We start from the raw sequence: 23,439 nt of genomic DNA, 5'->3' as shown, positions 1-23,439 counted from the left end.
CCCGCCTCATTCACGAGGGCTCTGATCGGGCGGTCTGAAGCTGCTGGCCAGAGGCAGCTCTCATCATGATCGGTATCTCCGGCGTCAGAGCCCACTGATTTATGCCTGAAGGCTGTTTCTCTTCCCGCTTTATATAACAGCATAGAATCAATCGCCGCCGTCAAAGCAGCCGTGACCGCCGGCCGCTGCTGCGGTCGCTCGATTCCAGGTGCTGAAGTGGTCTCGCTGGGGCGTCAGCTCAGCACGGTCAGTCTCGGCAGCCCCTTCAGCAAGGTAGGCCACCATTTGTCGGCAGCGTCACCAAGGTGAACGGTGATGCGCCTGGCGTGCAGCGATAGTGTGGCGGCGACCTTGAGCACCTGCTCGCGCATCCGGCTCAGGCTCCACCCTTGGTGTGTCCGACTCTCCAGTAAGCGCCGCAGCCCATGCAGGACCTGGTAGGCGTAGAGATTCAGCAGCAGGCTCACCTCGTTGCGGGCCATCACGTCCTGGACGGTGGAAGCGCCCCGATCCGTCGATGAGAGGTGTACGTCGAGCGCGGACTTCACCTCGCCCATGTGGGCCTCGGCACTGCCGCGCTTGCGGTAGAGCGCCAGGACCTTCTCAGGCGGCCAGGCGAACTTGCCGAGGTTGGTGACCAGGAAGAAAGCATGCAGCAGCAGATCATCGGGGCGTTCCTGCACCACCAGCACCACGCGCCGTGGCGCCGGCCAGGAACCGGCTTGGTACTCCAGGTCGTGGCACCACTCCCGAGGCTGTTCGGGTGGCCGGCCTCGCGGCCGCTTCAGGTACGGCGCCGCCAGCTTCTGAAGCCCCGAGTGACTGCGCAGTCGGCCCAGATACTCGATGCCGCGATCTTCCAGGGCTTCCAGCGTGTCGTTGTCGGTGAAGCCCGCATCGATGCGCACCCGAACTCTGGCCCCGAGGCTCTCGTTGAGCCGGCGTACCAGGTGTGGAATCCAGGTATCGGCATTCTCGGCCGGGCCGGCGTTGCCCTCGCGCAACAGGCCGCCCACCATGTCGCCGGTCTCGGCCAACGAGGCGACCAGCGGCGAGTAGATCCGTGCACCGTAAAGACCATGAAACGCCGAGCCACCCTGATAGCCATGAACCTCGATCGGCAGGCCATCGATATCCAGGGTCAACTGTTCGGGCCGTTCACCATTCTTCAGTGAGGTCAGACGCCAGACCACCAGTCGCAGCAGGCCTTCGTGCACGGCATCAATGTTGTCGTTACGCCCGAGGCAGGTCAGCAGCCGTGACAATGTGGCTTGAGACGGCCGCTCCTGCGCCAAAGGCGTCATGCCGCGAGCATCGCTGCAGGCCAACTGCCAGAGCGGGTCACGGCGCAGTGTGTCGGTATCGCTGAGGTCGATCCATCCCATCGCGCGCTGCAGCACCAAGGTGCGCAGCTGGCTGGCCAGCGAATGGCGGATACGCAGCGGGTGGCGCCGATCGACCAGATTGTCTTCCAGCGCCTCGATCACGCCGCTGTTGTCGAGGGCTTCACGCAGCAACAGAGCGCCGCTGTCGCTGGTGGTGCGCTGGCCATCGAGCTCGACACGGACAGAGCCGTTGCACGAGGGCGACCAGGTCGTTAGGGTTTCACCCATGGCGAGTGGTCCTCTTGAATCGTGTTCTGCCAGGAACATCCTGATTCTACAAGAGAAAACCACTCGCCATCTTCGTTTTCAGGTCGGTCTCATGAATGAGCCGGGGTGTCGCGTCTCCAGAAACACGAACACCCCGATCGCCTCCGCCATGAGGCGTATCGGGGTGTCCGTGCCCAATTAGGTCACTTCACGATCATGGAATCATGGCTGATCAGAAGTTGATGCCCATGCCGATGGTATAGGCCCAGGCGCCATTGTCGTAGTTGTCCTGCGCACTGTTGCTGCTGTCGAACAGGAACTGGTACTCGGCCCGGCCCTGGATGAAGGTGGAAGGCAGCATGTAGTACTTGAGGCCGGTTTCCAGGCCGGCGATGCCGGTGTCCTTCACGCCGTCGCCATAGATGCCGCCGAGCGAGGCGCCCACGAAGGGCCGGGCCGCGCCGCGACCGAAGTGGTAATCGGCAAAGCCCCGCGTGCTGCCGTTCCAGGTGTTGTCACTGTCGCCTTGCACGTCGGCAAAGTTGACGCTCTGGCGCAGGCCCACCAGCGTGCGATCGGACAGGTACCAGCCGTAGTCGCCGGAAACACCGAAGGTGCCGTTGTCAAAGTCCTTGTTGCTGCTGCCGGTACCGGAGATGGAGAATTCCCGGTCACCCGTCGCCGGGCCTATCCCTTGAGCCATGGCAGAGGAGGCAAACAGAAGAGAAGCTCCAACCAGCACAGGCAGAGAAGCGTTTACAAACTTATTCATAATAACACCTCTTGTTAACATCCGTATTTGATCCAGTCTGTTGTCCTCTCTGGTGGGATTGAGCATCCGGGCTCCTTGTCATCCACACCATGCTGCCGACAACAGCCGTAGTTTTTTGCTATCGGTTGCTCTTTGTCGGCGTCTGCCAGAGAGCCTTGCGGCCACTTCCCAGTGTAGAAGGCGTCGGTATTTTGCAAATAACAATTTTGGTGCTCCGCGAGCGAGCGGGCGGGACGTGGCGCGAGAGCGGGTAGAGGAGCGCTGGTCAATCCGAGCTCCAAGTCTTCCCTTGTTACCGATGCGCCCAGTCCAGCCGCGTGAACGCGCCCCGCGCGTGGTCGTCGCGGAACAGCGCATGGTCGCGGCGCACCCGATCGGCGGCCTCACGGGCGTATTCCAGCATGTCCTCGACGAACAGCGCCGGCGGCCCGATGGCGTTGATGATCGCCGGTTCGACGTCGTGGTCGATCCGTCCGGACTCATCGGAGAGCGCATGCACGTGGGCGAGCACACGGCCGCAGATGCCGGCGTAGTCTTTCCACTGGCTCCTGGACAAGTCGTCGAGGTCGATGTCATCGCGAAACGGCGCGCGCTCGCGGGACATGTAGCTCAGGCCGTCGAACTCGACGTGGCCGTAGAAGACGTCGCCGCGCACCAGGTGCACGCCCTGGGCGTGGCTGATGCGCTCGGCGCGGCTGTCCATCTCGTAGGCGGAGGGCGGCACCAGCCCGGCCAGCGCCGAGCGGCGGGCCTGCTTGTATTCGATGATCAGGTCGTCGGTGCCGTCGCCCGCCGGGCCCTCGATGAGCACGTAATAGCGGTTGAGCCCCAGCGAGGCGGTGCCCTGGCCACGGCGGATCGCCACGTCCTTCACGTGCATGCCTGTCTCACCGTTCACCCGGGCGCGCGGCGGCACCTCGATGGCGTTCTCCCTGACCAGCCGGTCGGTGATGGCCTGGAACTCGTCGCGGCGCGACGAGATCGGCACCAGCTCCTCGGTGGCGCGAAAGCCGCGTTTCGTCTCGTCGAGGTAGTCGTCGGCCAGCCACTCGGCGCGACGCTCGTCGGCGTCCTCGAGCAGCTTGCGGATCAGCTTCGGGGCGTTGTCGAGGCGCATCTCCTCGTCGCGCTCGGTGCCCTCGTGGGCCAGCCGCTGCATGGCATCGATGTAGCCCTGCACGAAGCGGCGAACGATCGTGATGCGGTGCTTGCGCTTGAGCTCGCCTTCGGCCTCCGCGGCGATCAGGAAGCCGACCGCGCCGCGCTTGATGTCCCAGGTGAAGGGCGCGTAGTAGGCCTCGTCGAAGTCGTTGACCGAGAAGATCGGCACGTTGTCCGCGTTGGGCATGACGCCGAAGTTCTCCGGGTGGACGTCGCCGAGCGTGAGCACGGTGGGCATCCAGGCATCGTCGCCGGCCATGTCGCGGTAGAACAGCAGCGCCGTGCCGCGGAAGAACGAGAACAGCGATTCCGCCAGCGTGTCGAATTTGATCGCGGCTTCCTCGGAGGACGCCGCGATGCGTGTCCTGTGGTCCTCGCGCAGGGTCTGGCGCACGTGCAGGCGACGGTCGTGACCGCTCAGCGCGCGGGGTTGCAGCACGAACTCGCCGGCGGCCACGGCCTCGGCCAGGCGGCGAAAGGTCTCGACGCGCGTGGCCACCACCGGCCCGGCCTCGTCGGCGGGCTCACGTTCCAGCGCTGCCGCCAGTTCCGCCTTGCTCATCGAGGAGCGCCCGGGGATCTCGCGTTCCCGAGCCTGTTCGTAGAGGGCCTTGCGCGTACGTTTCGTATTCTTCGACATGGGATTCCCTTCCTGTCTCGTCTCTTCTCGAATCCGAGGGGGTATCGATGCCTTCAGCATGGACGACCCGCGCGTCGGCTGCATGCAGTCGAGATGTCACGGCCCGGTGAAGCGTGATGCCGGGCCTCATCGCACGGCGCGTACCCAATTCCTTAAGCTGAAGCTAAGGTGATGGTGATATCACGACACTCGGCGAGTCATCGGTCGCCGGAGCCAAGGGCGTCGGCAGAACCAGAACAGGGTCGCCGACCGGATACGCAACGTGGGGGAAGGGCGAATGAACGTGGTAGGCACCACCATGGGGTACTTTCGGGAGCGTCAGACGCCGCTCGTGCTGACGTTCCACCTGACCGTGCTGTCGATGGTGATCGGCCAGATCATCCTCAGCAACTTCATGGGGTTCTCCCATGGCGAGGTGGCCAGCCAGTTCCCCGAGCGCTACGGCACCTGGCTGCATATCGGCATGGGCCTGCTGCTGGTGCCGATTTCGCTGACCTTCCTGGTCGCGGTGATCCGGCATCGTGGCCTGAAATACTACTTTCCCTGGCTGGTCGGCGATTTCGCGCCGTTGATGGCCGACCTGCGGACACTGCTGCGGTTGCGCATGCCGGAGCCGGGTCCCGGCGGGCTGGCGGCCATCATGCATGGCCTGGGGCTGGGAGCGCTGCTGCTGGTGGTGTTCTCGGGCTTCACCTGGTTTCTTTCCTGGAGCTATCACCTGTCCTGGGCGCATCAGGCGGGGGAGGTCCATGCCCTGCTGACCGGGCTGATCGAGGCCTACATCATCGGTCATGGTGCCATGGGTATCCTGCACATCTTTTTCCGTTCGCGTTTCCCCAGCCCGTAGCCGGCGCCGCTGCCGGCGCCGCTGCCGGCGTCTCATCCGGCATGCTCTCGCTTGCCCTCCACCCCTGGTCGGAGGGCTTTTTTACGCCTGCCCGCGTGGCGAATCTGGTGTCACTCAGCCTGCCGTCGATAGTCAGCACTTGCCAACGCATGTTGTGGACGCGACCGTGACCGCTGCGCTGTACTGAAGCGGCTGCCGGCCCAAGGGGGCGGCCAGGGAGGATTCACCGACGGGGTAGGGATGCATGACGAAAAACGGCTCATGGCGGCTGTGGCTGGTGGCCGCAGTGGCGCTGCTACTTTCCGGCCTGTGCCTGGCGCAGACGACGGACGAGGAGGAAAAGTCGGCGCTCTGGTTCTCCGTCGATTCACTGAATGCGGGACTGGGCGAGGCGCCCGATGTGGTCAAGCGCTCGACACCGCGGGAGGCGATCCGCAGCTTTCTGGAACTGACGAAACAGGAAAACTTCGGCGCGGCGGCGCATATCCTCAACCTCTCCAAGCTGGAGCCGGCGGAGCAGCGCAAGCGTGGCGGCAGGCTCGCCCGACAGTTGTCCGAAGTGCTCAGGCGCGGCGAGTGGCTCGAGGTATCCAGCCTGCCCGGCCGCCAGGACGCCGCCACCGAGCATCCGGCGGACAAGCGACCCCACGCGGGCAAGCCACGCCGCAACATCAAGCTGGCCTCGCTCACCGCCCAGGGAGAAACCTACGATATCCGGCTGGGCCGCTATCGGGTGGGCGATCGGGAGCCGGTGTGGCTGGTCATGCCGGACAGCGTGGCCTCGGTGCCGCTGCTCTACGAGAAGTACGGCCCCTCGTTCCTGGAGTCGTACATTCCCAAGTCCCTGAAGACGGCGTTCGGGCCGCTCAAGATCTGGGAGTGGATCGCCATTCCCCTCGTGCTGGTGGCGGTCGGCCTGGCGGGCTGGTGGATCTACCGGCTGGTCGGCCTGATCAAGCGCTTTCTGCCATCCGGCTCGGTCAGCATCTTCGCCAGCCAGATCCGCATGCCGGTGGCGCTCATCGTCATGTCGCTGGTGACCCAGGCGCTGCTGGATTACGTGGTGTCCTTCTCGGCGGTGGTCACCACGACCTTCCGGGTGCTGTTGATCGCCATCATGGCCTGGGGCGCGGGGACCATCGCGATTCGCCTGGTCGATACCTTCATGCTGCGCATGACCCGGCACCTGATGGGGCAGATCGACGACACCAAGCACAAGGACGATCGCAAGCTGCTGACCACGCTCTACGCGCTGCGTCGCTTGATCATCCTGGTCACGGTCACCGCCGTGACGGTCTACGTGCTGAGCCAGATCCGGCTCTTCGAGACGCTGGGCATGTCGCTGCTGGCCTCGGCCAGTGTGCTGACGGTGCTGGTGGGTATCGCCGGCCAGGCCGTGCTGGGCAACATCCTGTCGTCGTTTCAGCTGTCGCTGGCGAAGTCCATCCGTATCGGCGACCTGGTGATGTTCGAAGGCCAGTGGTGCCATGTGGAAGGCATCTTCTACACCTTCATCCGCCTGCGCTCGTGGAACGAACGGCGGGTGATCGTGCCGGTCACGTACTTCGTCTCCAAGCCGTTCGAGAACCTCTCGGTCAAGAACGCCAAGGAGTACCGCAGCCTGGTGCTGACCGTGCACCTGAGCGCGGATATCCCGTGTCTGCGGGAGAAGTTCATGGAGTATGCCCAGGCGGAGGACAACGTCATCGAGCATCACAAGCTGTGCTGTTACGTGACGGGGCAGGCCGGCATGGCGCAGACGTTCAGCTGTTACCTGATGACCTCGGACCCCTTCGCCGGCTGGGTGGCGGAGATGAACATCCGCGAGCGATTGATGGGCTTCATCCGCGAGGAGCATCCGGAGTGGTGGCCGCGCGAGGGGATGGTCGTCAGCCGCGAGGAAGCCACAGGCGGAGACGACGCCGACCGGGAGCGGTGATGCTCAGGCGGCCTCTCGGTGCGCCTGCCGCCGGGCCGCGCGTCGGGCACGCAGCACCAGCAGGCCCCCGATGGCGGCGGCGCTCACCCCGGCAGCGGCACCCACGGCCAGCGCCCAGCGCGGCCCGGCGTGATCGGCGATCCAGCCGACGATGGGGGCGCCCACCGGCGTGCCGCCCATGGTCACGGCGATGCGCAGGGCCATGATGCGCCCGCGCATGGTCGGCTCGGTGGCCAGCTGCAGCAGCGCGGTGGCGGTGGTGTTGAAGGTCAGCGCCGAGAAGCCGATCAGCACCAGCGCCCCGGCGAACAGCCAGGGGCCGGGAGCCAGGGCGGCGAGGGCGCAGCCGAGGCCGAAGGCCAGGGTGGCCAGGCCGAGCAGGCGCACGCGCGGGCGTTCGCGGCGGGCGGCGAGCAGGGCGCCGCTCACCGAGCCGAGGGCCAGGCAGGAGCTGAGCAGGCCGTACTGGCTGGAGTCGCCGCCGAACACGCGGACCGACATGGTGGAGATGTAGATCGGGAAATTGAAGCCGAAGGTGCCGATCAGCGCCAGCATTACCAGCATCCACAGCAGGTCGCGGCGGCGGCCCACGTAGCGGAAGCCCTCGGTCAGCCCGCCGGCCCGGCGCGCCGGGCGTTCGACCCGGTGCAGCTCGGCACGGCGCAGGCGGCTCAGTGCGACCAGCATCACCGCGAAGGAGGCGGCGTTGATCAGGAACACCCAGCCGGTGCCCACGGCGGCGATCAGCAGGCCGGCCACGGCAGGGCCGATCATCCGCGCGCTGTTGAAGGAGGTGGAGTTGAGTGCCACGGCGTTGGCCAGGTAGCGCTCGCCCACCAGGTCGTTGACGAAGGTCTGGCGGGCCGGCGCGTCGAAGGCGCTGACGCAGCCCAGTCCGAGCGCGAAGGCGTAGACCTGCCACAGCGTCACCACACCGGTCACGGTAAGCAGCCCCAGGCCCAGCGCCAGCAGGCCCTGCAGGGTCTGGGTGAGCCGGATCAGCCGGCGGCGGTCGAAGCGGTCGGCGGCGTAGCCGGTCAGCGGCAGCAGCAGAAGCTGCGGGCCGAACTGCAGCGCCATGGTGATGCCCACCGCACTGGCGTTGTTGGCGGTCAGCACGCTGAGCACCAGCCAGTCCTGGGCGACCCGCTGCATCCAGGTGCCGATGTTGGAAACCAGCGCGCCGACGGCCCACAGCCGGTAGTTGTAGACGCGCAGCGAGCGGAACAGGCGGGTGTCGCTCATGCGTGGATTCGTCTCGGGCGGTCGGTGCGGGCGAGGGGAGAGCGGCGAGAGGCGACGGGGCAGGGCATGGCGGTGTTCCGGTAGCGGGCAGGAAAGGCGGCGAGGGGTCGCATGGTGTGCCGGTAGGCTACCAGATTGCGCGTCGGGCCGGCGGGTGCCATCCCTCGGGCGTGTGCGGCATACTCGGGGCTCTCTGATCCTCAACCGGAGTAGCTCGATGGAACCCGACTTCTGGCGGTCCCGCTGGCAGAACGCCCAGCTGGGCTTTCACCTGCCCTTCGTGCACCCGATTCTCGAGCGCCACCTGCCCGGCTTCGACCTGCCGGCCGGGGCGCGGATCTTCGTGCCGCTGTGCGGCAAGACGCGCGATATCGGCTGGCTGCTGGCTCAGGGGCACGAGGTGGTGGGGGCGGAACTGAGCGAGCTGGCGGTCGGCCAGCTGTTCGAAGAGCTCGATGTCGAACCGACGATCGATGACTGGAAAGGTGGACGACGCTGGCATCACGGCGGGCTGACCGTCTTCCAGGGCGACATCTTTGCGCTGCCGGCCGGGGCGCTGGGCCGGGTGGACCTGGTCTATGATCGCGCGGCGCTGGTGGCGCTGCCGGAGCCGATGCGCAAGACCTACGTGGCCAAGGTGCTGGCGCTGTCGGGCGAGGCACCGCAGCTGCTGATCACCTTCGAGTATGACCCGCGGGAGATGGACGGGCCGCCGTTCCCGGTGCTGCCGGACGAGCTTCACCGCCTCTACGGTGGTGCCTACGCGCTGACCGAGCTGTCGCGCAAGGACGTGATCGCCCATCAGGCGCGCTTTCGCGAGGCCGGGGTGACGCGCTTCATGGAGGTCGCCTGGCGGCTGGAGCGGTCAGGGGCGGTCGTCTGATGGGGGTTGGGGGCGGTCAGGCCTCCTGGTGCCTGACCGCCCCGTGGCTATCAGGCGATTTCGGTTGCCGGGCGATGCTGTACACGGGAGGCCGCGTGCGGCAGTGAGGCCGGGGCCCGCCCGTCGTTGACGGTGAAGTGCTCGACCCTGCCCACCATGTCATTGGCCTGCTCGTTGAGCGAACGGCTGGCGGCGGCCACCTGTTCGACCAGCGCGGCGTTCTGCTGCGTCACTTCGTCGAGCTGGGCCACGGCCTGGTTGATCTGCTCGATCCCGGATGATTGCTCCATGGAGGCGTTGGAAATATCCGCGACCAGCGACGAGACCTGCTCGATGCGTGTGGTGATCTCCGCGAGCGCCGCGTGGGTATCGCCGACCAGCGTGTTGCCCCGCTCGATGGTGGTGACGTTGTGGTTGATGTGCTTGCGGATCCGCCCGGCTTCGTCGGCGCTGCGGCTGGCCAGCTTGCGGACTTCCTCCGCCACCACGGCGAAGCCCTTGCCATGTTCGCCGGCACGGGCGGCCTCGACGGAGGCGTTGAGCGCCAGCAGGTTGGTCTGGAAGGCGATGCTGTCGATGGTGCCGACGATGGCGGTGACCTCCTGGTTGGCGGCATCGATACCGTGCATGGCGTCACGCGCCTGATCCGCGATCTTCTGTGCTTCGAGAGCCTGCTCGGTGACTGCCTTTGACAAGGTCTGTGCCTGATCGGCGTGCTGGGCGGTATTGCGCACGGTCGAGGTCATCTGCTCCATGCTGGAGGCCGTTTCCACCAGTGAAGCCGACTGCTCTTCGGTTCGCTGGGCCAGGTCCTGGTTGCCCTGGGCGATTTCGCCGCTGGCCAGGTCGATGGATTGCGCGTTGTGACGAATCCGTGCCACCAGGGCTTCCGTGTCTTCGGTGGCCTTGTTGAAGACCTGATAGAGGCGCGCCAGTTCATCGCTGCCCGTCGCGTCGAGGCGCTGGGTCAGGTCGCCGCCGCGGGACTGGATTGCCTGCAGGTTGCGCTGCAGCGGCAGGAGGATGCTGCGCACGATGAGCAGGGCCAGCGCCAGGGTCAGAAGCAGGACGATCAGCGCCACGGCGATATAGGCCCAGAGGGCGGCGCTGGCCGAATGCCGCAGGCGGCCGGCTTGCGCGAGGATACCCTCGGCAGCCGCATCCTCGATGCCCTTCAGGCGCTCGAGCTTGACGGTCTGCGAGTCGAACCACTGCTGCGGGTCGACGCCGAAGTTGCCCTGAGTGGCACGGTCGGTGGCCAGCTTGCGCAGGTCGTTCAGGCGCGCGATCTCCGGGCCGGAGAGTGCCCGCTGGTAGCGCTCGACCAGCGCCGGCTTGGCCAGTACCTGGAAACTGTCCAGCGCCGCGGTCTCTTGGCCCAGCAGGCGAAGGAAGCGGCGATAGGCCTCCGTCGACATCGCGTCGGCTGCAAAGGCGTTGGCCAGCAGTGCACGCTCGATGCCTGCCAGATCCTTGGCCTTCAACAGCTCGTAGTAAGCGGTCAGGCGCCGGGCGATATCGGCATCGTCGGCCTGGTGGCTGAGCCGGCCGGCCAGCGCCACCAGTGCATTGTCGATTCCGGTGTAGTAGGCCAGGGCTTCAGGGAGAGAAACGCTCAGGGTGTCCACCTGCCGGCGCATGGCCTGAAGGTTGTTCAGGGCATGTTGCGCCCTGGTGATGCTGTCACCGGCTGCCTGGCCCAGTTGCCGGGCATCGATGGCGGCCAGTGTCTCCTGCAAACGGGCAAGCTGCTGATCGGACGTGATTCTCTGTTCCCTCAGGCGCTCTCCGAAGTGTTCCCCCTGACTGCCGAGAAAGCCGGCGGTCATCCCCCGTTCGCGTTGCAGTTGATGAACCAGGTTGCCTGCCCGCTGTGCCAGCGACGTCAAGGCATAAAGCCGGTCCATGCCCGTGGCGATCTGCTGGCGCGCGATGGCACCGCTGATGGCGAAGTAGAGCATCGCCAGTATGGGAAGCGCGAGTACCAGCAGGAACTTGCGCTTCATGGAAAGGTGCTGCATGACATGCCTCATGAGAGGTCTTCCCTATAGATCCGAGTTTCGAGGTAGCGAAAGGGAGGGGGTATCGTTGTTGTTACAGGTGGTGAGCCGCCTGCAGGACGAGTGCTATCGGCCTGCTTAAAGAAAACTTAAGCTGTTCGGGAACCATGGTGGCCGGGGTGCCTGAGATCTAAATGGCGAGAGACTTGAAGTGGCCGGGTCGCACCCCAATGGTTAACAAACTACCTTTTCAGGCGGCGGCACGACAGGCTGCCGTCCGGCAAGGTCCGAGTCCATGTTTCGATGCAGGAGGCCGAATGAGCCAGGGTACCGAGTACACGCCGCCGAAGGTCTGGAAATGGGAAAAGGCCAGCGGCGGCAAGTTCGCCAGCATCAACCGCCCCGTCGCGGGGCCGACCCACGACAAGGAACTGCCGGTCGGCAAGCATCCGTTCCAGCTCTATTCGCTGGCCACGCCCAACGGGGTCAAGGCCGGGGTGATGTTCGAGGAGCTGCTGGCCCTCGGTCATGACGCCGAATACGACGCCTGGCTGATCGATATCGGCGAGGGCGAGCAGTTCGGCAGCGGCTTCGTGGCGGTCAATCCCAACTCGAAGATCCCGGCGCTGATGGATCATTCCACCCAGCCGCCGACCCGGGTGTTCGAGTCAGGGTCGATCCTGCTGTATCTGGCCGAGAAGTTCGGCGCCCTGCTGCCCACGGAACACGCCGCGCGCACCGAGACGCTCAACTGGCTGTTCTGGCAGATGGGCAGCGCGCCCTTCCTGGGCGGCGGTTTCGGGCATTTCTACGCCTACGCCCCGGAGAAGCTCGAGTACCCCATCGACCGCTATGCGATGGAGGTCAAGCGCCAGCTCGACGTGCTCGACCGGCGCCTGGCCGAGAGCCGCTACCTGGCCGGCGACGACTACACCATCGCCGACATCGCCAACTGGGCCTGGTATGGCCAGCTGGTGCTGGGCCGGATCTACGACGCGGCGGAATTCCTGCAGGTGCAGGAGTACACCAACGTGGTGCGCTGGGCGAAGGAAATTGCTGCCCGCCCGGCAGTGCAGCGCGGGCGCATGGTCAACCGTACCTTCGGCGAGCCGGAAACCCAGCTCCACGAGCGCCACGACGCCAGCGACTTCGAGACGCGCACGCAGGACAAGCTGCAGTCATCCTGAACGGGCCGCGTGCCCGTACGCGACGCCCGGCCCTGCAAGGGGTCGGGCGTCCGTGCTTTTCGTGCTTGGCGCTCAGGGCAGCAGGTCGGCCACCGAGTCGAGGATCTCCCGCGGCCGGTAGGGGTAGCGCTCCACGTCGTCGCGGGTGGCGATGCCGCTGAGCACCAGCACGGTGTGCAGCCCCGCCTCGATGCCCGCCACCACGTCGGTGTCCATGCGGTCGCCGATCATCCCGGTGCGCTCGGAATGGGCGCCGAGGCGATTGAGCGCCGAGCGGAACATCATCGGGTTGGGCTTGCCCACGTAGTAGGGCTGGCGCCGGGTGGCGGCGGTGATGAGGGCCGCCACCGCGCCGGTGGCCGGCATCGGCCCCTCGGGGCTGGGGCCGGTGACGTCCGGGTTGGTGGCGATGAAGCGCGCGCCGTCCTCGATCAGGCGGATCGCCCGGGTGATCGCCTCGAAGGAGTAGGTGCGCGTCTCGCCCAGTACCACGAAATCCGGGGCCACGTCGGTCATCACGAAGCCGGCCTCGTGGATGGCCGTGGTCAGGCCGGCTTCGCCGATCACGAACGCCGAGCCCCCGGGGCACTGGTCGCGCAGGAAGGCGGCGGTGGCCAGCGCCGAGGTCCAGATGCGTTCTTCCGGCACCTCGAGACCGATGCGCGCCAGCCGGGCGCTCAGATCCCGCGGGGTGTAGATGGAGTTGTTGGTGAGCACCAGGAAGGGCGTGCCCTGGCTGCGCCAGTGGTCGATCAGCTCGGCCGCGCCGGGCAGGGCGCGATCCTCGTGGATCAGCACGCCGTCCATGTCGGTCAGCCAGCAGTCCAGGGTGCGTTGGGTCATCGCCGAAGGTCCTCGTGCTCGTGGTGCTGCCAGCATACGAAGAATCGCGCCGGGACGCAGCCTTCGATCAATTGACGACACGCGACGGGTATCGGTCGCGACAGAGGAGACATCATCGTGAAAGCATTGTGGCGGACCTATCGGAACGCGTCGCTGATCCTGCGGGTAAGCATCGCGCTGGTACTGGGCGTGATCGTCGGCCTGGTCGGCGGGCCGACGGCCGCCGACTGGCTGGCGCCGTTCGGCGATCTGCTGCTGCGGCTGCTGAAGTTCCTGATCGTGCCGATCGTGCTGTTCACGCTGATGGTCGGCATCAACCAGGGCGAGCGCGGCAGCCTGGGCCGCACGGGCCGCAAGCTGCTGGCCTATTATGTGGCCACCTCGGCCCTGGCGATCACTGTCGGCCTGGCCGTGGCCACGCTGTTCGCGCCGGGCAGCGGCATGACGCTGGACGAAGGTGCGCAGATCGATGTGCCCGAGAACCCGGGTGTCGTGCACGTGCTGCTGAGCATCGTGCCCGACAACATCGTCTCGGCCTTCGCCGAGGTGAATCTGCTGGGCATCATCTTCACCGCCATCGTCTTTGGCATCGCGCTGCTGATGCTGCGCACCTCGGAGAGCCAGGGCGAGCTGGGCGAGCGTCTGTATCGGGTGATCGAGGCTCTGAACGAGGTGACGCTGCGGGTGATGGGCGGCGTGCTGCAGTACGTGCCCATCGGCGTGTTCGCCATCGTCGCCGAGACGGTGGGCCGGCAGGGCCTGAACACGCTCCTCTCGCTGGGCGACATGGTGGCGGTGCTGTATATCGCCCTGGCGGTGCAGCTGGTCATCTATGCCGTGCTGATGGGGCTGTTCGGCGTGCGCCTGGGCGACTTCTTCCGCGAGGCGCGTACGCCGATGGCCACCGCCTTTGCCACCCAGAGCAGCTCGGGCACGCTGCCGCTGACCCTCGACGCCGCCCGGCGCCTGCAACTGCCGCGCAGCGTCTACGGCGTCAGCCTGCCGCTGGGAGCGACCATCAACATGGACGGCGCGGCGATCCGCATCGCCATCTCGGCGGTATTCGCCGCCAACGTGATCGGTGCGCCGCTCGATCTGACCAGCATGCTCGAGATCGTGGTGATCGGCACGCTGACCTCGATCGGCACCGCCGGGGTGCCGGGCGCCGGGATCGTGATGATCGCCACCGTCTTCACCCAGGTGGGGCTGCCGATCGAGACGGTCGCGCTGCTGACCTCCATCGACGCGCTGGTGGGCATGGGCTGCACGGCGCTCAACGTCACCGGCGACCTGGTCGGTACGGCGATCATTTCGCGCAGCGAGGGGCGGTCTGCCGGTCGTGCCGGGGAGGCGGCTGTCGATTCGGCGGCCTGACCCGGGCGGCGCCGCGGGGACCGGAGCGGCCGAAGCGTTGCCCCGGTCCCGGTCTCAGATCACAGCTTCACCAGCATCTTGCCGGTATTGCTGCCGTCGAAGAGCTTGAGGAAGGCGTCGGGCGTGGCTTCCAGCCCTTCCTCGACGGTTTCGCGATAGGTGATCTCGCCGCCGGCCACCAGCGGACCGACCGTGGTGAGGAAGTGCGGGTAGTGGTCCCAGTGGTCCGTGACGATGAAGCCTTCCATGCGCGCCCGGTTGAACAGCAGCTTCGCGAGGTTGCTCGGGCCGGGCGCGGGGGCCGTGGCGTTGTAGCTGTCGATCAGCCCGCAGATGGCGATGCGCGCGCCGATGCGCAGGTTGTCGAGGGCGGCTTCCAGGCAGGCGCCGCCGACATTCTCGTAGACCACATCGAAGCCCTCGGGGCAGGCCTTGTGCAGGTCGGCGGCGAGCTCGCCGGCGTCCTTGCCACGGTAGCTCACCGGCTCGACGCCGAGCGAGGCCAGCCACTCGAGCTTTTCCGGGGCGCCGGCGATGCCGACCACCTTGCCCTTGCCGCCCCTGGCCCTGGCCAGTTGCACGGCGAGTGACCCCACCGCCCCGGCGGCGGCGCTGACCAGCACGTTGTCGCCCTCGCGCATGGCGGCGATGCGATTGAGCCCGGTCCAGGCGGTCATGCCGGGCATGCCCAGCACACCGAGGAAGGCGGAGTCGGGCACGTCGAGCTCGGGCAGGGGATGAACCGCGTCGCCGGGCAGCTGGGCCACGTCGCGCCAGCCGGCCATGTGGCTGACCCGGGTGCCCGCCGGCAGGCGCGTATTGCGGGATTCGATCACCTCGCCCACGGCCGCGCCTTCGAGCGGTTCGCCGGCGATGAAGGGGTCGACGTAGGTCTTCACGCCGCTCATGCGACCGCGCATGTAGGGGTCGACCGACAGCCAGGTGTTGCGCACCCGGATCTCGCCGTCGCCGAGCTCGGGCAGCTCGCGGGTGCGCAGGTCGAACAGCTCGCGAGCCGGGGTGCCTTCGGGGTAGTCGATGAGCGTGAAATAGCGTGACTGCATGGAGCCTCCTTGGCGAGGTGCGTTGCAAGAACGGGGCGTCAGGAGCGGCGCTCCCGGAGCTGGGTCTTCAGGGCGTCGGGGACCTGCTTGATGATCAGTCGGTCGCGCTCGGCGTCGTACTCGATGCTGTTGCCCAGCAGGTGCGAGTCGAAGCTGATCGAGACGCCGCCGGCACGCCCGGTGAAACGCTTGAACTGCTGCAGGGTGCGCTTGTCCGGCGGGATCTCCGGCGCCAGCCCGTAGTCCTGGTTGCGAATGTAATCATAGAAGGCCCGGGGCTGCTGATCGTCGACGAGCTCGGAGAGGGCGTCGAGGGTCAGCGGCTCGCCGCGGCCGGCCTGGTCGCTGGCGTAGTCGAGCAGGGCGTCGGTCTTCTCGCGGGCGGCCGCGTCGGGCAGGGCCTCGCTTTCCACGTAGTCGCTGAAGGCCTTGAGCAGGGTGCGGGTCTCCCCGGGGGCGTCCGCACCCTCCTCGCAGCCCAGCCAGTCGCGGAACGCCTCGACCAGGGCCTGGCCACCGCGGTCGCGGGTGAAGGCGACATACTGGCGCGACTGGCCGGCACGCATCTGGGTCAGGTCGATGCGCGCGGCCAGCGCGGGCTGACTGACGTTGAGCGGGGCAACCGGCACCACCGCGAGCCGTGAATCCACGCCGAAGCCGGCGCGGGCGTGCAGCAGGGCCAGGGTCAGGTGCTCGCTCTCGCCCTGGCGGACGTGGGCCATGATCAGGTAGCCACCGGTCGGCAGCTGCTGCTCGACCAGCTCGCGCAGGCTTTCCGCCGTCTGGCGGGACAGGGTGGCGAACGCCTCGGGCTCGGCGGTTTCGAGGTAGGCGGGCAGCAGGGCGGCCAGCGAGCGGGCGGTGGCGTCCTCGCGGAAGTAGCCCCAGCCCTTGCGCTTGGCGTTGAAGCGAGTGGTCAGCTCGGCGAGCAGGTCGTCCAGCTGCGGCGAGGGCGCCAGGGGAGCCTCGGCGGGGGTCAGCTCGGCGGGTTGCTCGCCGTCGGCCTTGTCGATGCGGTGAACGATGCAGTGGAGAATCGGCATGGCGCGCGCTCGAAGGGAATGGGCGGGTATGGTAACGCGTTGCCGGGAGCGGCCGTAGGGGGCATCCCGGAGCCGGGCGGCTCCGGGGAAGGGGCCTCAGTCGTAGAGTTCCGCCTTGGCGTCGCGCATGACGTGTTCGCAGGCGGCCTGGTGGGCGAGTTGCGTGAGCAGGCCCTGGGTGACCTCAAAGCCCTTGCCGAGGCAGGTGTCGATGTCCTCGCGGCTGACGTCGGGGGAGATGCAGTAATCGATCTTCAGGGTTCGGCCGCCGCTGTCGATGCGGTCCGCGAAGGCCCGCAAGCGCCAGGCGAGGCGCTCCTTCCAGGTGGATGATTCTTCGGCTTCGTCGCTGACGCTGAACAGGCACCGCCACTCCGGCTTGTAGACTGCCATGAGAACCTCCCGTATCGGCTGAATCAATGATCGATCGTGTTTCGTGACTCCTGCTGACGTTGTTGCGTCTTTTATCCTACCTTTTTTTGCTCCCGTGCACAGGCCGAGGGCATGAATCGGCGCCGTCCGATGGTGGGAGGCGATGAATAATAACCATGGCCGGCATCGAACGCCGCTATGAAACGTGCCTTCGCCGGCGCCGTGGGATGGCTCTCCAGCCCCCGTGTGGTGCGGGCCGGCGACGAAGACGACCCAGGCGCCGTGACAGGGCTGGCGGGCCTTCGGGGCCGCTGGTGCCGGCCGGGCGCTGTCGGCGGCGTTGGACAGGCACTCGCGTGACTCTCTATAATTTCTCTCGTGCGCGCTGTTCGGCCCGGGCCGACAGGGCGCCCATCGTTTTTCGTCTCTCGGGGCGTGCGGCCGGTTCATCGTCGGTCGCGGGGCGCCAGGCGGTTGCAGGGATCTGCAGGCACGGCCGCCGGCCGAGACACCATTGCGTGGCTGCCCAGGCCACGGCCATTGAAAGGGGAGTAATCATCGTGACGACCGACAACCGCAAGCCCACCACCACCGATGCCGGCATCCCGGTGGCCAGCGACGAGCACTCGTTGTCCGTCGGGCCGGACGGCCCGCTGGTGCTGCACGATCACTACCTGATCGAGCAGATGGCCCAATTCAACCGCGAGCGCATCCCCGAGCGACAGCCCCACGCCAAGGGCAGCGGTGCCTTCGGGCATTTCGAGGTCACCGAGGACGTCAGCCGCTACACCCGGGCGGCGGTCTTCCAGCCCGGCACCCGCACCGAGGTGCTGAGCCGCTTCTCGACGGTGGCCGGCGAGCGCGGCAGCCCGGATACCTGGCGCGACCCGCGCGGCTTCGCGCTGAAGTTCTATACCAGCGAAGGCAACTACGACATGGTCGGCAACAACACGCCGGTCTTCTTCGTCCGCGATCCGCTGAAGTTCCAGCACTTCATCCGCTCGCAGAAGCGTCGTGCCGACAACAACCTTCGCGATCACGACATGCAGTGGGACTTCTGGACCCTGTCGCCGGAGTCCGCCCACCAGGTCACCTGGCTGATGGGCGACCGGGGCATTCCGAAGACCTGGCGCCACATGAACGGCTACTCCAGCCATACCTACATGTGGGTGAACGCCCAGGGCGAGAAGTTCTGGGTCAAGTATCACTTCAAGACCGACCAGGGCATCGAGTGCCTGACCCAGGAGGAGGCCGACCGGCTGGCCGGCGAGGATGGCGACTACCATACCCGCGACCTGTTCGAGGCGATCGAGCGCGGCGAGCACCCGAGCTGGACGCTGTACGTGCAGGTCATGCCGTTCGCCGAGGCGGATACCTATCGGTTCAACCCCTTCGACCTGACCAAGGTCTGGCCGCACGAGGACTATCCGCCGATCAAGGTCGGCAAGCTGACGCTGGACCGCAACCCGACCGACAACCATGCCGAGATCGAGCAGGCGGCCTTCGAGCCCAACAACCTGGTCCCCGGCATCGGCATCAGCCCGGACAAGATGCTCGTCGCCCGGGTGTTCTCCTATGCCGACGCGCACCGCGCCCGGCTCGGCGTCAACTACAAGCACATTCCGGTCAATGCGCCGGTGGCGCCGGTCCACAGCTACAGCAAGGACGGGGCGATGCGCATCAACAAGGCGTCCGATCCGGTCTACGCGCCCAATTCCAAGGGCGGCCCGGCGGCGGACGGCGAGCGCTATCCCACCGATTCCACCTGGGAGGCCCATGGCCAGATGGTGCGCGCGCCCTACGCCCTGCGCCGCGACGATGACGACTACGGCCAGGCCAACGCCCTGATCAACCAGGTGATGGACGACGCGGCCCGCGAGCGGCTGGTCAACAACGTGGTCGGGCATGTCGCGGGCGGCGTCAAGGAGCCGGTGCTCTCGCGGGTCTTCGAGTACTGGAAGAACATCGACGCCGAGATCGGCCGGCGCATCGAGGAAGGCGTGAAGTCGAAGACAGGCTGATCGGCACGCCGGCTCCCGCGGAGCCTGGGTCCTGAATCCCGGCCCGCCAACCTCACGGTTGGCGGGCCGGTGTCATTCAGCGGGCGGTTTTGACAGGGGCGTGCTGCTGGCCCCTGCTGCGGTAAGAAAGCGCGAGGAAGAAGGACGCCTTCCAGGTTGCCCACACCGGCGCGGCAGGCTGCTGGTGGCCGACGACGTCGGCAACGTGATCCGGCGGGTCGAAGCGAAGGCGCCCTGATCCGTGGTGTGCGGGCGCCTCCGGGGTCAGGGCTTGCAGCGATAGAAGTGCGCCGGCAGGAAGTTGATCGGCTCGAACTCGCGACTCACCTTGGAGAAGGTCCTGTGTAGCGTGGGCAGGAGTCTGGGCGAGAATTGATAGAGCAGGAAGGTCCCGGCGGGAGAGATGACCTTGCGCGTCGCATTGAGGATGCTTTCGCCGACGTGCCCGGGCAACGTGCTGAAGGGAATCCCGGCGATGACGTAATCGACCTGGCCCAGATCGCGCTCGGCGAGAATCTGCTCGATGTCGGCCGCCGAGCCATGGACTACCTGCATGCGCGGGTCGGGATAGACACGCTGGATGTAGTCGACGAAGTCCTCGTTGGTCTCGATCACGATCAGTGCCGCATCGGCAGGCATCTGCCTCAGGATCTCGCGGGTGAAGGTGCCGACCCCCGGCCCGTACTCGACCAGCACCCGGGTACGCTGCCAGTCGATGTGATTCAGCATGCGCCGCACGAGGAAGCGAGAGCTCGGGATGATCGAGCCCAGCATTTTCGGGTGCTTGAAGAAGTTGCGGGCGAATAGTGCCATCTGGTGTTGTCGGGCAGGGGGGGCCTGACGTTGTGTCGGCTCGGCGGGCTTCATGGGCGGTGGCTCGTTGGTTCACGAAAGCGTTTGGTAACGCTGTTCATTTCACGGTAGTCCACCGTGTCGCTCACGGAAAGGCGGTGCTTGCGGGGAAAAAGGTTTCTGCGGGTCCGAGGGGAGCTGCACGGCGGCCCTGGGCCGCCGTGCAGTGGCTCATTCCCCGGTCGAGTCGTCCAGCTGCTGGCGGCGAGCCTCGCCCTGGCGCTCCAGCATCCAGCCCGGGTATTCGGGGGGCAGGGCACTGACGCGGTCGAGGGTGTCCAGCTCCGCGTCACTGAGCCGAATATCGGTGGCGGCGATGTTGTCGTCGAGCTGCTCGAGCCGCTTGGCGCCGACGATCACGCTGGTCACCGCCGGGCGATGCAGCAGCCAGGCCAGCGCGATGCGCGCCACCGAGACGCCGTGCGCGTCGGCAATGGTGCGCATGGCGTCGATGCAGTCATAGGCCCGTTCGACATTGACCGGCGGGAAGTCGAAGTGGGTGCGACGACTGCCGGCCTCGGCGTCCTTGTCGCGGCCGTACTTGCCGCTGAGCAGGCCGCCCGCCAGCGGGCTCCAGACCATCAGACCGAGCTTCTCGCTGTCGAGCATCGGGACCAGTTCGCGCTCCAGGTCGCGGCCGGCCAGGGTGTAGTAGGCCTGCAGCGACTCGAAGCGAGCCAGGCCGCGGCGCTCGGCGATGCCCAGGGCCTTCATGATCTGCCAGGCGGCCCAGTTGGAGACGCCGATGTAGCGCACATGGCCGTGGCTGACCAGGTTGTCCAGGGCGCGCAGGGTTTCCTCGATGGGCGTGGCCGGGTCGAAGCCGTGCACCTGATAGAGGTCGATGTGATCGACCTGCAGGCGCTTCAGGCTGGCCTTGACGCCTTCCATGATGTGGTAGCGGGTCAGCCCGCGGGCGTTGACGCCGGGGCCGGTTTCGCCGAACACCTTGGTGGCCAGCACCACCTCGTCCCGCGGCACGCCCAGATTCTTCAAGGCCTGGCCGGTGATGACCTCCGAGCGGCCCTCGGAGTAGACGTCGGCAGTGTCGATGAAGTTGATGCCGGCCTCCAGCGCGCGGCCGACCAGACGGTCGGCGTCGCTCTGCTGCACGTCGCCGATCTGGCTCCACAGTTCCCCCTGGCCGCCGAAGGTCATGGTGCCCAGGCACAGCTCGGAAACGAACAGACCGGTATTGCCCAACTGGCGATAACGCATGCAATGACTCCTGTCGTGGCGAAAGACACAACTTGCACCCGGCAGTATGGGCAGCGTTCGGCGTGGGGTGGTAATGCGATCCTGTCGGATCCTTGCTCGATCCTGCGGCCGGTCGGCGCGACGACCGCAGGCGGAGGGGGAGTCAGGACGAGTGGTTGTCGTGCTTCGGCTTGTCCTTGCGCGAGGTGGCGGCCATCGCCTCGAGCTGGGATTCGTCCATCGAGTCGTACATCGAGCGGGCGGCCCCGTCGAGGTCACTGACCTTCTGCTCGCCACGCCTGGCGGCGAGCGCGGCACCGGCGGCCTTCTGCTGGGCTTCGGAATGGGCGGGCATGACACACCTCCTGTCGTCGAATGGCCGGGGCGTCGTGCCCCGACCATCAGCGTAGCGAAGATGCCTCGGCTATGCCGACGCCCGCAGCGATCCGGCGGTCCGGCGGCCGGCGATCCGGCGGCCGGCGCTCAGGCGTCGGCGACGTCCGCGTTGTGGTAGACGCGCTGCACGTCGTCCAGCTCGTTGAGGGTGTCGAGCAGCTTCTCGAACATCGCCACGTCGTCGCCCTCCACCGGGGTGGTGGTCTGCGGGATGAACTGGATCTCGTCGACCTCGAAGTCGAGCTCGCCGAAGGCGTCGGTCAGTGCCTGCTTGGCCTTGGCATACTCGGTGTGCGGGGCGAAGACGGTGATGCGGCCGTCCTCGTTCTCGATGTCGGTGACATCGACGTCGGCTTCCATCAGGGCTTCCAGCGCGGCTTCCTCGTCGTCGCCGGCATAGGCGAGGATGGCGCAGTGGTCGAACATGTGGCTGACGCTGCCCGGGGTGCCGAGCTTGCTCTTGGCCTTGTTGAAGCAGGCGCGCACGTCGCCGAAGGTGCGGTTGGGATTGTCGGTCAGGCAGTCGACGATCACCATGCAGCTGCCGGGACCGAAGCCTTCGTAGCGCGCCGCCGAGTAGTCCTCGCCGCCACCGCCCGAGGCCTTGTCGATGGCCTTGTCGATCACGTGCGAGGGCACCTGGTCCTTCTTGGCGCGCTCGATCAGCCCGCGCAGTGCCAGGTTGCCGTTGGGATCGGTCCCGCCGGCCTTGGCGCAGACGTAAATTTCGCGACCGTACTTGCTGTACACCTTGGTCTTGGCGGCGGCCGTCTTGGCCATGGATTCCTTGCGGTTCTGGAAGGCCCTGCCCATGTCGTTCGTCTCGTCACAGTCATCAGCGAAGACAGGCATCTTACTCAACAAGTGCCGGACGGAACAGGGGCGTATCGTCTGTTGACCCAGCGCATGGAAACCTCGTGAGAAGCGCCTATACCCAGAGAAAGGCGGCACGGCCGACACCGTGACCGTCACCAATCGACGGACGGGAGGTGCATCATGAAGACCGCACAACTGCATTCCCGCTGGCGCGACCGGATCATGCTGCTGTTCGGCGCCTGGCTGGCGGTGTCCCCCTATGTACTCGGCTTTGCCGCGACAGCGTCGCTGGCGATGTGGAGCACTCTGGTGGTCGGCCTGGCGCTGATCGCCATGTCCGCGCTGGCGATCTGGAAGCAGAAGCCGTGGGAGGAGTGGCTGCTGCTGGCGCTGGGCGTCTGGCTGCTGGCGGCGCCCTTCGTCCTGGGCTTCCTGGGACTGACCAATGCGGCGCTCAACAGCTTCGTCATGGGCGTGCTGGTCGGCGGCGATGCCATCTGGTCGCTGATCGAGATGAAGGGCAGCGGCCGGGGCCACGGCGGCAGGCCCGCCTGATGGTGAAGGCGGCAGGCGTGACGCCGCCTTTTCCCCGAGGATGGCTTTTCCCCGGCGTATCGCGGCTGGCCATGCCGGCGGGCTGAAGGTGCGCCTTGCCCCATCAACGCGAGGGTGATCGTCATGTCCATGGAGCGCGTGACACGATATCTGGACGAGCAGGGCGTCAAGTACGTCATCATGCACCACTCCCCGGCCTATACCGCCCAGGAGATTGCCGAGGCGGTACATGTTTCCGGCCGCCACTTCGCGAAATGCGTGGTGGTGACGATCGATGGCCGCCTGGCGCTGGCGGTGCTGCCGGCCAGCGACCAGGTCGACCTGCAGCGCATGGCGCGATCGGTGGGTGCCGGGTCCGTCGAGCTGGCCGGCGAGGCGGACTTTCGGGACAGCCTGCCGGATTGCGAGGTCGGCGCGATGCCGCCGTTCGGCAACCTCTTCGGGATGGAGGTCTTCGTCTCGCCGCACCTGACCCAGGCCGACCTGATCGCCTTCAATGCCTGCAGCCACACCGAGGTCATGCAGCTGCCCTACGAGTCCTTCGCGCGGTTGGTGAATCCGGTCGAAATCGCCCTGTGAGCATGGCCGAATCCGGGGCCTTGGCGAGTCGCGGGCGGCGTGCCGGTGGCGCCCGGGCGTT

The 23,439-nt window shown here is 66.7% G+C and carries 21 protein-coding genes; 8 read left to right on the top strand and 13 right to left on the bottom strand.

Annotated features, from left to right (window positions below):
• Positions 1-233 precede the first annotated feature (233 nt).
• The 3 genes from KGQ91_RS01460 to KGQ91_RS01450 all read right to left on the bottom strand — a co-directional run bounded on the left by KGQ91_RS01460 (position 234) and on the right by KGQ91_RS01450 (position 4,165).
• On the bottom strand, positions 234-1,652 hold the full coding sequence (locus KGQ91_RS01460; protein ID WP_224414883.1) for an IS1380 family transposase: 1,419 nt from the start codon (positions 1,650-1,652) through the stop codon (positions 234-236).
• Positions 1,653-1,824: 172 nt separating this feature from the next.
• Positions 1,825-2,430: a hypothetical protein gene (locus KGQ91_RS01455; protein ID WP_224420079.1), complete on the bottom strand. Its 606-nt coding sequence runs from the start codon at positions 2,428-2,430 to the stop codon at positions 1,825-1,827.
• A gap of 226 nt (positions 2,431-2,656) precedes the next feature.
• On the bottom strand, positions 2,657-4,165 hold the full coding sequence (locus tag KGQ91_RS01450) for a DUF2252 domain-containing protein (protein WP_224420078.1): 1,509 nt from the start codon (positions 4,163-4,165) through the stop codon (positions 2,657-2,659).
• 277 nt (positions 4,166-4,442) lie between these two features.
• Between KGQ91_RS01450 and KGQ91_RS01445 the strand changes: the two genes are divergently transcribed.
• Positions 4,443-5,012, top strand: coding sequence for a cytochrome b/b6 domain-containing protein (locus tag KGQ91_RS01445; protein WP_224416560.1), 570 nt, complete (start codon positions 4,443-4,445; stop codon positions 5,010-5,012).
• A gap of 244 nt (positions 5,013-5,256) precedes the next feature.
• The gene (locus KGQ91_RS01440) at positions 5,257-6,951 is read left to right on the top strand and encodes a mechanosensitive ion channel family protein (protein ID WP_224420077.1); all 1,695 of its coding nucleotides are present in this window, start codon (positions 5,257-5,259) and stop codon (positions 6,949-6,951) included.
• A gap of 3 nt (positions 6,952-6,954) precedes the next feature.
• Here KGQ91_RS01440 and KGQ91_RS01435 read toward each other — a convergent pair whose 3' ends face one another.
• The gene (locus KGQ91_RS01435) at positions 6,955-8,196 is read right to left on the bottom strand and encodes an MFS transporter (RefSeq protein ID WP_224420076.1); all 1,242 of its coding nucleotides are present in this window, start codon (positions 8,194-8,196) and stop codon (positions 6,955-6,957) included.
• A gap of 217 nt (positions 8,197-8,413) precedes the next feature.
• On the opposite strand from KGQ91_RS01435, the gene tmpT reads away from it, so the two are divergent.
• Positions 8,414-9,079, top strand: coding sequence for a thiopurine S-methyltransferase (gene tmpT / locus KGQ91_RS01430; protein ID WP_224420075.1), 666 nt, complete (start codon positions 8,414-8,416; stop codon positions 9,077-9,079).
• Between the two features lie 50 nt (positions 9,080-9,129).
• On the opposite strand, the gene KGQ91_RS01425 is transcribed toward tmpT, so the two are convergent.
• A complete protein-coding gene (locus KGQ91_RS01425) occupies positions 9,130-11,100 on the bottom strand; it encodes a methyl-accepting chemotaxis protein (protein WP_224420074.1) in 1,971 nt (656 codons plus the stop codon).
• A 296-nt stretch (positions 11,101-11,396) separates the two neighbouring features.
• Between KGQ91_RS01425 and yghU the strand changes: the two genes are divergently transcribed.
• Entirely contained in the window at positions 11,397-12,266 is an 870-nt protein-coding gene (gene yghU, locus KGQ91_RS01420; protein ID WP_224420073.1) for a glutathione-dependent disulfide-bond oxidoreductase, read from the top strand.
• Between the two features lie 72 nt (positions 12,267-12,338).
• Here yghU and KGQ91_RS01415 read toward each other — a convergent pair whose 3' ends face one another.
• Positions 12,339-13,109 (bottom strand): HAD-IIA family hydrolase, encoded by a 771-nt coding sequence (locus KGQ91_RS01415; RefSeq protein WP_163649794.1) that lies wholly within the window; start codon positions 13,107-13,109, stop codon positions 12,339-12,341.
• A 117-nt stretch (positions 13,110-13,226) separates the two neighbouring features.
• Here KGQ91_RS01415 and KGQ91_RS01410 point away from each other — a divergent pair, with 117 nt between their 5' ends.
• Positions 13,227-14,483: a dicarboxylate/amino acid:cation symporter gene (locus tag KGQ91_RS01410; protein ID WP_224420072.1), complete on the top strand. Its 1,257-nt coding sequence runs from the start codon at positions 13,227-13,229 to the stop codon at positions 14,481-14,483.
• Positions 14,484-14,542: 59 nt separating this feature from the next.
• Here KGQ91_RS01410 and KGQ91_RS01405 read toward each other — a convergent pair whose 3' ends face one another.
• The 3 genes from KGQ91_RS01405 to KGQ91_RS01395 form a co-directional block, all read right to left on the bottom strand.
• On the bottom strand, positions 14,543-15,547 hold the full coding sequence (locus KGQ91_RS01405; RefSeq protein ID WP_224420071.1) for an NADP-dependent oxidoreductase: 1,005 nt from the start codon (positions 15,545-15,547) through the stop codon (positions 14,543-14,545).
• Between the two features lie 38 nt (positions 15,548-15,585).
• A complete protein-coding gene (locus KGQ91_RS01400; protein ID WP_224420070.1) occupies positions 15,586-16,590 on the bottom strand; it encodes a nucleoid-associated protein in 1,005 nt (334 codons plus the stop codon).
• A gap of 96 nt (positions 16,591-16,686) precedes the next feature.
• Positions 16,687-16,983, bottom strand: a complete 297-nt coding sequence (locus KGQ91_RS01395) for a hypothetical protein (protein WP_224420069.1) — start codon at positions 16,981-16,983, stop codon at positions 16,687-16,689.
• A 539-nt stretch (positions 16,984-17,522) separates the two neighbouring features.
• Between KGQ91_RS01395 and KGQ91_RS01390 the strand changes: the two genes are divergently transcribed.
• A complete protein-coding gene (locus KGQ91_RS01390) occupies positions 17,523-18,983 on the top strand; it encodes a catalase (protein WP_224420068.1) in 1,461 nt (486 codons plus the stop codon).
• Between the two features lie 264 nt (positions 18,984-19,247).
• On the opposite strand, the gene KGQ91_RS01385 is transcribed toward KGQ91_RS01390, so the two are convergent.
• The 4 genes from KGQ91_RS01385 to KGQ91_RS01370 all read right to left on the bottom strand — a co-directional run bounded on the left by KGQ91_RS01385 (position 19,248) and on the right by KGQ91_RS01370 (position 22,241).
• On the bottom strand, positions 19,248-19,796 hold the full coding sequence (locus KGQ91_RS01385) for a class I SAM-dependent methyltransferase (protein WP_224420067.1): 549 nt from the start codon (positions 19,794-19,796) through the stop codon (positions 19,248-19,250).
• A 210-nt stretch (positions 19,797-20,006) separates the two neighbouring features.
• Positions 20,007-21,053 carry an aldo/keto reductase gene (locus tag KGQ91_RS01380; protein WP_224420066.1) on the bottom strand — a complete coding sequence of 349 codons (1,047 nt, stop codon included), beginning with the start codon at positions 21,051-21,053 and terminating at the stop codon, positions 20,007-20,009.
• A gap of 142 nt (positions 21,054-21,195) precedes the next feature.
• Entirely contained in the window at positions 21,196-21,387 is a 192-nt protein-coding gene (locus tag KGQ91_RS01375; RefSeq protein WP_224420065.1) for a DUF3008 family protein, read from the bottom strand.
• 128 nt (positions 21,388-21,515) lie between these two features.
• Entirely contained in the window at positions 21,516-22,241 is a 726-nt protein-coding gene (locus KGQ91_RS01370; protein WP_224420064.1) for a YebC/PmpR family DNA-binding transcriptional regulator, read from the bottom strand.
• A 183-nt stretch (positions 22,242-22,424) separates the two neighbouring features.
• Here KGQ91_RS01370 and KGQ91_RS01365 point away from each other — a divergent pair, with 183 nt between their 5' ends.
• Both KGQ91_RS01365 and KGQ91_RS01360 read left to right on the top strand, forming a co-directional pair.
• Positions 22,425-22,799, top strand: coding sequence for an SPW repeat protein (locus tag KGQ91_RS01365; RefSeq protein ID WP_224420063.1), 375 nt, complete (start codon positions 22,425-22,427; stop codon positions 22,797-22,799).
• A gap of 123 nt (positions 22,800-22,922) precedes the next feature.
• Positions 22,923-23,378 (top strand): aminoacyl-tRNA deacylase, encoded by a 456-nt coding sequence (locus KGQ91_RS01360; RefSeq protein ID WP_224420062.1) that lies wholly within the window; start codon positions 22,923-22,925, stop codon positions 23,376-23,378.
• Positions 23,379-23,439 lie beyond the last annotated feature (61 nt).

It is taken from the genome of Modicisalibacter tunisiensis (assembly GCF_020148005.1).
Lineage (GTDB): Bacteria > Pseudomonadota > Gammaproteobacteria > Pseudomonadales > Halomonadaceae > Modicisalibacter > Modicisalibacter tunisiensis.
The sequence above is the reverse complement of the archived record's forward strand: the minus strand, read 5'-3'. Positions and strand labels throughout refer to the sequence as shown.

What these genes read in the sequence shown, in the direction of transcription:
- KGQ91_RS01385 (WP_224420067.1), bottom strand. Translation starts at nt 19,796, where the DNA reads ATGGCACTATTCGCCCGCAACTTCTTCAAGCACCCGAAAATGCTGGGC.
- KGQ91_RS01445 (WP_224416560.1), top strand. Translation starts at nt 4,443, where the DNA reads ATGAACGTGGTAGGCACCACCATGGGGTACTTTCGGGAGCGTCAGACG.
- KGQ91_RS01405 (WP_224420071.1), bottom strand. Translation starts at nt 15,547, where the DNA reads ATGCAGTCACGCTATTTCACGCTCATCGACTACCCCGAAGGCACCCCG.
- KGQ91_RS01435 (WP_224420076.1), bottom strand. Translation starts at nt 8,196, where the DNA reads ATGAGCGACACCCGCCTGTTCCGCTCGCTGCGCGTCTACAACTACCGG.
- KGQ91_RS01440 (WP_224420077.1), top strand. Translation starts at nt 5,257, where the DNA reads ATGACGAAAAACGGCTCATGGCGGCTGTGGCTGGTGGCCGCAGTGGCG.
- tmpT (WP_224420075.1), top strand. Translation starts at nt 8,414, where the DNA reads ATGGAACCCGACTTCTGGCGGTCCCGCTGGCAGAACGCCCAGCTGGGC.
- KGQ91_RS01370 (WP_224420064.1), bottom strand. Translation starts at nt 22,241, where the DNA reads ATGGGCAGGGCCTTCCAGAACCGCAAGGAATCCATGGCCAAGACGGCC.
- KGQ91_RS01455 (WP_224420079.1), bottom strand. Translation starts at nt 2,430, where the DNA reads ATGCTCAATCCCACCAGAGAGGACAACAGACTGGATCAAATACGGATG.
- KGQ91_RS01460 (WP_224414883.1), bottom strand. Translation starts at nt 1,652, where the DNA reads ATGTTCCTGGCAGAACACGATTCAAGAGGACCACTCGCCATGGGTGAA.
- KGQ91_RS01415 (WP_163649794.1), bottom strand. Translation starts at nt 13,109, where the DNA reads ATGACCCAACGCACCCTGGACTGCTGGCTGACCGACATGGACGGCGTG.
- KGQ91_RS01360 (WP_224420062.1), top strand. Translation starts at nt 22,923, where the DNA reads ATGTCCATGGAGCGCGTGACACGATATCTGGACGAGCAGGGCGTCAAG.
- KGQ91_RS01425 (WP_224420074.1), bottom strand. Translation starts at nt 11,100, where the DNA reads ATGCAGCACCTTTCCATGAAGCGCAAGTTCCTGCTGGTACTCGCGCTT.
- KGQ91_RS01380 (WP_224420066.1), bottom strand. Translation starts at nt 21,053, where the DNA reads ATGCGTTATCGCCAGTTGGGCAATACCGGTCTGTTCGTTTCCGAGCTG.
- KGQ91_RS01375 (WP_224420065.1), bottom strand. Translation starts at nt 21,387, where the DNA reads ATGCCCGCCCATTCCGAAGCCCAGCAGAAGGCCGCCGGTGCCGCGCTC.
- KGQ91_RS01395 (WP_224420069.1), bottom strand. Translation starts at nt 16,983, where the DNA reads ATGGCAGTCTACAAGCCGGAGTGGCGGTGCCTGTTCAGCGTCAGCGAC.
- KGQ91_RS01400 (WP_224420070.1), bottom strand. Translation starts at nt 16,590, where the DNA reads ATGCCGATTCTCCACTGCATCGTTCACCGCATCGACAAGGCCGACGGC.
- KGQ91_RS01365 (WP_224420063.1), top strand. Translation starts at nt 22,425, where the DNA reads ATGAAGACCGCACAACTGCATTCCCGCTGGCGCGACCGGATCATGCTG.
- yghU (WP_224420073.1), top strand. Translation starts at nt 11,397, where the DNA reads ATGAGCCAGGGTACCGAGTACACGCCGCCGAAGGTCTGGAAATGGGAA.
- KGQ91_RS01450 (WP_224420078.1), bottom strand. Translation starts at nt 4,165, where the DNA reads ATGTCGAAGAATACGAAACGTACGCGCAAGGCCCTCTACGAACAGGCT.